This window comes from Nocardia alni, assembly GCF_019038435.1.
GTDB lineage: Bacteria > Actinomycetota > Actinomycetes > Mycobacteriales > Mycobacteriaceae > Nocardia > Nocardia alni.
On record NZ_JAGPOX010000254.1, the window covers coordinates 1 to 6,937 of the forward strand.

10 protein-coding genes are annotated in these 6,937 nt (G+C 67.5%); 4 read left to right on the forward strand and 6 right to left on the reverse strand.

Annotated features, from left to right (window positions below; genetic code table 11):
* Window positions 1–405 precede the first annotated feature (405 nt).
* Together JZ791_RS46255 and JZ791_RS43105 are read left to right on the forward strand one after the other, a co-directional pair.
* Window positions 406–528 (forward strand): hypothetical protein, encoded by a 123-nt coding sequence (locus JZ791_RS46255; protein ID WP_256462077.1) that lies wholly within the window; start codon window positions 406–408, stop codon window positions 526–528.
* A 20-nt stretch (window positions 529–548) separates the two neighbouring features.
* On the forward strand, window positions 549–1,016 hold the full coding sequence (locus JZ791_RS43105) for a hypothetical protein (protein ID WP_216903590.1): 468 nt from the start codon (window positions 549–551) through the stop codon (window positions 1,014–1,016).
* Window positions 1,017–1,137: 121 nt separating this feature from the next.
* Here JZ791_RS43105 and JZ791_RS43110 read toward each other — a convergent pair whose 3' ends face one another.
* Window positions 1,138–2,127 carry a ketopantoate reductase family protein gene (locus tag JZ791_RS43110; RefSeq protein ID WP_216903592.1) on the reverse strand — a complete coding sequence of 330 codons (990 nt, stop codon included), beginning with the start codon at window positions 2,125–2,127 and terminating at the stop codon, window positions 1,138–1,140.
* A 217-nt stretch (window positions 2,128–2,344) separates the two neighbouring features.
* On the opposite strand from JZ791_RS43110, the gene shbA reads away from it, so the two are divergent.
* Complete coding sequence (shbA, locus tag JZ791_RS43115; protein WP_216903595.1) at window positions 2,345–2,914, forward strand: RNA polymerase sigma factor ShbA; 570 nt, start codon at window positions 2,345–2,347, stop codon at window positions 2,912–2,914.
* 11 nt (window positions 2,915–2,925) lie between these two features.
* Here shbA and JZ791_RS43120 read toward each other — a convergent pair whose 3' ends face one another.
* From JZ791_RS43120 to JZ791_RS43140, 5 genes are all read right to left on the reverse strand, one after another.
* Entirely contained in the window at window positions 2,926–3,597 is a 672-nt protein-coding gene (locus JZ791_RS43120) for a pyridoxamine 5'-phosphate oxidase family protein (protein WP_216903598.1), read from the reverse strand.
* A gap of 16 nt (window positions 3,598–3,613) precedes the next feature.
* Window positions 3,614–4,225: a TetR/AcrR family transcriptional regulator gene (locus JZ791_RS43125; protein ID WP_216903600.1), complete on the reverse strand. Its 612-nt coding sequence runs from the start codon at window positions 4,223–4,225 to the stop codon at window positions 3,614–3,616.
* An 8-nt stretch (window positions 4,226–4,233) separates the two neighbouring features.
* Window positions 4,234–4,527: a hypothetical protein gene (locus tag JZ791_RS43130; RefSeq protein WP_216903602.1), complete on the reverse strand. Its 294-nt coding sequence runs from the start codon at window positions 4,525–4,527 to the stop codon at window positions 4,234–4,236.
* Between the two features lie 285 nt (window positions 4,528–4,812).
* Window positions 4,813–5,262 carry a carboxymuconolactone decarboxylase family protein gene (locus tag JZ791_RS43135; RefSeq protein ID WP_254207346.1) on the reverse strand — a complete coding sequence of 150 codons (450 nt, stop codon included), beginning with the start codon at window positions 5,260–5,262 and terminating at the stop codon, window positions 4,813–4,815.
* A 56-nt stretch (window positions 5,263–5,318) separates the two neighbouring features.
* Window positions 5,319–6,239 carry a sigma-70 family RNA polymerase sigma factor gene (locus JZ791_RS43140; RefSeq protein WP_216903604.1) on the reverse strand — a complete coding sequence of 307 codons (921 nt, stop codon included), beginning with the start codon at window positions 6,237–6,239 and terminating at the stop codon, window positions 5,319–5,321.
* 194 nt (window positions 6,240–6,433) lie between these two features.
* On the opposite strand from JZ791_RS43140, the gene JZ791_RS47375 reads away from it, so the two are divergent.
* Window positions 6,434–6,931 carry a hypothetical protein gene (locus JZ791_RS47375; RefSeq protein ID WP_216903606.1) on the forward strand — a complete coding sequence of 166 codons (498 nt, stop codon included), beginning with the start codon at window positions 6,434–6,436 and terminating at the stop codon, window positions 6,929–6,931.
* The last annotated feature ends 6 nt before the right edge of the window (window positions 6,932–6,937 follow it).

Sequence of the window (6,937 nt, forward strand, 5' to 3'; positions counted from 1 at the left end):
CTACCCGGACCTGCGCACGATCCCTCTCACCCCCACACCCCACCTGGACTCTGTCCTGCGCCACGGTCACCCAACGCCCGATCTCCCCACCGCCGCGGCCGAGGCCGGCCCGCGATGGACATACGGTGGCACTGCTGGACGCATCGGTGTTCAGCACGACACGGTCGGGGTAGCGGACACGCAGGTCTCGCCTCACCGGCCGTTCGATAGGCACCATCGCCGGGGCGACACCCACCGTGAGTTCCGGTCTGTTTTGCGCGATATGTGTTAGGTTCGCGGAAATCCGAGCAGTTGTTCGATTGTTTTTCGGCTCGTGGCGGTGATCTGCCCCGCAATGGCCGGTGTTCGTGCGTGATCCACAGCAGTTCGACCGCAGCGCCCGCTGCGCACCGAAAGGATTAGCGCTTGTCCGCAGCAATTTTCTCGGGGTTGGTAGCGCTCGGGTCGGCCGCGCTCACATTGGCGGACACCATCACCAGCATCGCCGCCAACATCACCTTCATCCTCGCCGCCTTCGGCCTGATCTAGCCCGGCACCAAGGAGAATCGATGAGCACCAGCACCTGGCCAGGCCTCGTGATCCTCGCCGCGGCCACGACGTTGACGGCCACCGCCGCGGGCACGGCCGCGGCTCGACCGGCGGACACACCGACCTGTTCGGTACCGCGCGAGCTGACCGGCAAGGATCTGATCCTGTTCGGCAACGAACCGACCGCGCCCGGCGCCTCGGGAGCCGACATGCTCACCTTCGTGCATGTCACCGGACCCGACTCGCTGCGCTACCTGATCGTCGGGGCGGGCCCTCGCCGCGAGGCGCACTACACGTACACCGTATCCACGCCCGGCACCGCCATCCTCGCCGTGCAGACCGCCGACCCGAGACCGGTCCCCTACACGCTCACCCTGCGCTGCCGCACCGAAACCACCGGTGACTACAGCTATTCCGTTCCTGGGGCTCCCACGAGGCACCCCCGTCCCGACCTCACCGCGGCATACCGGGTGGCCCCGCAGCACTGAGTGCGCCCGGCGGGTGAACTCTACGAGACCGTCACCGTGTAGGTGCCCGGATGCACGCCTGCCCATCGCCTGCCATCGGGCATCCGTATGTTGCCGGTCGTATCCGATGGCGCGGTGACGTTCAGCCGAGCAGCTCCCGCAGCTTGTCCGCCGACATGGCCCCGGGCTGACGCCGCTCTCGCGCATGCTCGTCGACCAGCCGCTGCAGCAGATCGTTGACCGGCGTCGGCACGTCGTGCAACCGGCCCAGCAGCGCGATCTCACCATTGAGGTAGTCGACCTCGACCGTGCCGGTGCCGCGAGCCAGACTCTGGGAGGTGGATCCGGACAGCGGCACGCCCTCGACCGGTCGCACCTGCATCTGATCCCCTTGCGTCGCTTGGCGTTCGGCCGGGGTGGTGTAGGCGATACCCGCCGCGTTCAGCACCCGTTCGCCCTCGGCCCGAGCCTCCTGCCACAGCTCGCTCGCCGCCCGCGCCGCGTCTCCCAGCAGCGCCAAGAGCGCGTTTCCCAGATTGTCCAGCAGCTTGCCGTACTTCCATCGCATCACGTCCGGAACCACCGGTGCGTCGAAGAGGCTCACCGTCAGGTGCTTGCCGAATTCTTCCAGCACAGAATCACTTCCGTGCGGATAACGCCCCAGGGTGAGTATCCCGTTGCGCGGCCCGGCATGGACGACCACCACACCCGGCTCCAGGTGAGTCGCGGGCAACCACACGCACATGCCGTACACCGTGCGGAACACGCGCTGAGCGACCCGCTCGTTCTCCACCCCATTCTGCGCGCACACCAACGGGAGCCGATCCGCGGCGACACCGCCGCCTTCCACCGGCGCCACGCCCCACTGCGCCAGCGCGGCAGCGGTATCTTGTGACTTCACCGCGAGAATCAGAAGATCGTCGCGACGCAGCTCACCGAGTTCTGCGGGGCTCGCGGCCGTCGGCACCGAAATGCTTTCCGTACCCGCCGCTGTCACCAGCCGCAGTCCGTGCTCGCGCAGTGCCGCCAGATGCGCGCCGCGGGCGACCAGCACCACCTCGTGACCGCTCTGGGCCAGCCGCCCGCCGATCGCACCGCCGACAGCACCCGCTCCGATGATGATGTACCGCATGGGAGCGATGCTAAGCGCGCTCAGGTTCCCCCCTGCCGCCGGGGCTCGTGCGGTACGCCCCGGCTCCCGAAGACTTCACACGCTGCATGAACCTTCCTGACACCCATCCCGGATCATCTCCACAGAGCGCATACAGGATTCTCACAGCGACGCCTAGTGAAATAAGACACGGCACACCAACCGATGCGCGACCGAGGGTTCGGAAGGGGCGAGTGAGATGTTGGAAGAGGATGTCGCCGGGGCTATGCGCGGTGACCGTGTCGCGATCTCCCGAGTTCTCGAGACGATTCGCCCGATGATCGTGCGCTACTGCCGTGCCCGCGTCAACAGCACCTCCGGTGCCCTCTCCGCCGACGATATCGCCCAGGAAGTGTGCATCGCGGTGTTCCGGGCGCTGCCCCGGTACCGGGACGAGGGCCGGCCCTTCATGGCCTTCGTCTACAGCATCGCCGCACACAAGGTGGCCGACGCGTATCGCACCGCCGCCCGCAACCGCATGACCCCGACCGCCGAAATCCCCGACCTGCCTTCTCGGGACATCGACCCGGAACAGTGGGCGATGCAATCGGAGTCGGCCCGCCAGGTCAGCGACCTCCTGGACATCCTGCCCGCGCAGCAACGCGAAATCCTCATCCTGCGAGTGGTAGTGGGCCTGTCGGCCGCCGAAACCGCCGCCGCGGTGGGCAGTACGGCCGGAGCCATCCGCGTCACCCAGCACCGCGCCATGGCCAAATTGCGTGCGCGGCTCGCGGCCGAGGCGCCGCGACGGGAATTGCTGGCGCTGTAGGGGAAGGGACTTCACACTCCGTCTGCTCGGATCCGAAGGGCAGCGAGTTCATCTGCCAGACGGTCGATCTGGCCCTGAAGTCCCTCCCGCTCCGCGGTCGCCGCAGCACGCTCGGCCACCAGGATCCGGTCGAGCTGATCTATGTCGAACCGCGGCGTGATGTGCCGACTGCAATTCCAATCATGGCCCTCGACGATGACCATGATGGAGCGCTCGGCCGGACCACGAATCGTCCCGAGCGGGGTTTCCATCAGCCGCGCAAGGAGTTCCGGATCGTCATCGCGCTCGACGGACCGTGCCCGGCCGTAGAGCTTCAACCGCCGGCGGGTCGGATAATCGATGAAAAACAGTGCCGCCCGGGGATTCTCGTCCAGATTGCCGGTCGTCACGTACTGCTTGTTTCCCGTCAGATCGGCCAGCGCGATCGTCTGCGGATCCAGGATCTGCACAAATCCCGCCGGACCGCCGCGGTGCTGGATGTAGGGCCACCCGTCGGGGGTGACGGTGGCGAGAAAGAACGAATCTGCGGCGGTGATGAATTCGGTCTCTCGCTCGGTCAGCCGATGCGGCACACCATCGTCGCGGGAGCGCAGCCGATCCGCGTACGCCGCCGCACTGCCGGCGCCACGCTGACGTTCTCTGGCGCGGGCGGAAAACGCGATATTCGCATAGCGGTTGGACATGGCTACACTCCTGATTTCACTCTGGTTGTGACACAGTGCTTCCCGAGGCGAGGGCGGCGTCCAGTAGTGTCGCGGCGGCCGCACGCGCATCCGCGCCGCAGTCGGCGCTACCGTCGATCTGAGTGATTACGCTCGACCCCTCCATCAGCAGCAGCATCTGCCGGGCCAATGGGTCGGGCTCGCCGACGCCCGCCTCTGCCAGCAGTTCGTGCATCAACTCCCGATACCGTTGCAGGTGACCGCGTGTCACGTCACTGGCGGTCGGTCCGCCGCGGCTGTCGGCGCTGTAGTTGATCACCGGGCAGCCGCGGTAGTTGCGCTCGGCGTACCAGCGTGTCAGCAGATCGAAGACCGCGAGCACGCGCTCGCGGCCCGGGGGGAGTTCGGCCAGCTGTTCACGCAGCCAGGCGTGCGTGCGGTCGCTGCGCGCACGGACCACCGCCTCGGCCAGCCCCTCCTTGGAGCCGAAATATCGGTAGATGGTCAGCTGCGAGGCGTTCGATTCGTTCGCCACCTCCCGCATGCCCACCGCGGCGAGGCTACGTTCGTAGAACAACCGCGCGGCGGCCTCCAACACCCGCGCGCGCGTCGCGTCCGGATCTATCGTCGTCCCTGCTCTCACCGGCATGTCCGGGTTCACCTCCGTACTGTTCGGCGGGTATCCGCCCGAACCGTACCGCGCACCGGTCCATCCGTACCCACACGGTCGCTCAGTAGTACGAAAAGGCCTGCGGCCCCGGTGAAAACGGCCCCGGCGGGCAGCATGTACAGCGCCGGCCCACCGGCGATGACGCCCGCGCCCAGGGCACTGGCGCCGAAGCTCGCCACATAAGGCGCCGACAGATTCAACGAGGTCACCAGCGGCGCTCCGCCCACGGGCGCATACGCAATGATCCGGTGCTGTTGCGGACCGATAACCGCGAAGCTCACTGCCCCGAGAGTCCCTCCATGACCGCCACGAGAGCTGACCGGCCGAACCCGCACCGACATGCAGTGTGCGACCGATTTGCGGCAGCAGCCCGACAATCACGAATCCGTCGGTGCCTACCGCGAATGCGGCCAGGGTCAGGAGCAGGGTGCGTGCCCGCCAATCCTGCCCGGACGAGGTGTCCTCACGCTCCGTCACCCATTGAAGATAACGCTCGTTACCATCTAGGTCAAGCGCGGCCGCCTCGCCCGGGATCGGCCGATTCACCAGGCACAGCCGGCACTCGATCAAGCCGGGATCGGCGGCTCCAGCACAATCGCGACGTTCATCCAGAAGCCCGCAGACGCCAGTGTCACCAACAGCGTGGCCAGCGCCTTCTCGTCGTAATGCTTCGCGGCCTCGGCCCACAGGTCCTCCGGCACCCGTTTACGGCCGCGCACCGCCGGCTGGAACACCGCCTCGGTCAACGCGAGGGCCGCGCGCTCGGCGTCGGTGAAATACTCAGCGTCCCACCAGGTCGCCACGCCGGCGATACGTTCCTCGGACTCCCCCGCCGAACGCAGTGCCGTCGAATGCCGGATGACCTGATAGGTGCTGCCGACGATCTGCCCGGCGCGCAGGTACATCAGGGTTCCCGTTGCCGCCGGAACCGAGCCGTTGGTGGTGGCCCGCACCAAAGCGCCTGCCACCTCCTGAATTTCGGGCACGAGCGCATTGGCATCCGCTATCCGCACCATGATTCCTCCATTGTTTCGGTAAAGATGTTGGCGAGCGCGTTATTTCGCAACCGCACTCACTCTTGTGACGAGGGGGCGCCCGAAAAGGTGACCACCGTGGGCGCCGGATCTCCGGAAAAATCCGCGGGTTCGAGCCGGGCCAGTCGCTCGGGCGCGGTCACGATGTCGATCTGGGTGATCCACCCCCGTGGAGCGGCGAAGATCGTCACCGAGAACAGCTCTCCCTCAACGATGTTCACCAACCCCACCCGGCCGTCGACCAGCACCGGATGCGAAACCATGACCGGCACGAGGCCACGCCGGTATCGCCCGGCCTGTCCGGCCACCGACGCCGCACCCCGCACGATGTGCGTACCGTCGGCCGCATCGACCCGCAGCACCACATCCGGATCGAGAATGGCCAGCAGCGCATCGAAATCGCCACCCCGCGCGGCGATCTGGAACGCGTCCACCACCCGGCACTGTGCCGCCGGATCCAGCTGCGTGCCCGGGGCAGCGCCACGCACCCGCAGCCGCGCCCGGCTCGCCAGCTTCTTGGCCGTCGCGGGCGTGCGGTCGACGATGGGCGCGATCTGCTCGAAGGGCAGGCCGAACAGATCGTGCAGGACGAACGCCAGCCGCTCGGCCGGGCTCAGCGTATCCAGCACGACCTGCAACGCCAGTCCCACCGAATCGGCCAGTAGCGCCCGCTGTTCCGGGTCCTGCACCACGCCGAGTTCGGACTCCCGATCGTCCAGCGGATCCTCCCGCCGGACCTTCCTGGTACGCAACATGTCAAGACAGACCCGGCCGACCACCGTGGTCAGCCAGCCGCCCAGATTGCCGATATCGCCCGCGTCCGTGCGGGCCAGACGCAGCCACGCCTCCTGCACGGCGTCCTCGGCCTCGGCGCTCGAGCCGAGCATGCGGTAGGCCACCGACCGCAGGCGCGGTCGATGGGCCTCGAATTCGACGGCGAGAAGCTCATGCGGCGGCACGGCGCGCACCCCTTTCCATGGGTTTCGCCTTACTGACGACCCGGGCCGGGCAAAGGTGACATCCCTACACGGCCGTGTCACGAGCACCGAATGCCACCACTGATCCGGCGAGAAGATAGGGTCCGTATTGTCCGTGCGAAAACGTCCTTCAGAACACGTCTCCGGGAGTCGATCGGGTGCTGCGACAAGGTGCGATGGCTGGCACAGCCACCGTGACGACTGCCCAACTGCTACGCCGAGGCGCGGTCACCGCCGCGGTGGCCGTGATCGCCGTCGCGACGGCACAGTCCGGTAGGGCCGAACCGCTGCCCTGGGCGCCCGCGCCCGTGAACGCCTGCGGTGAAACGGGTCTCGATCCGGCCGCGCGCCGGCCCGATCCGAAGGCCCCGGTGCCCCCGCCCGCGCCGCAGCAGCCGCCCACGGTCCAGGTGCAGGTTCTGCAACCCAAGATCACGCCGGTGATGGTGCCCAAACAGGTCAACCACACCCGCATCGCCGCGGCCCCGCTACCGCCGGACCTGTGCGTCAACCCGTGCCCGCAGCTCACGAACGGTGTCACCCGCACCGCCAACCCGATCCCACCGGGCACACCGACCTGGCCCGAAGGCCCCCCGTCGGCACCAGCACCGACAACCACACCAACCCCTGTCCCTTATACACATCTGACGCTGCCGACGACGGAGAGAGTGTAGATCGCG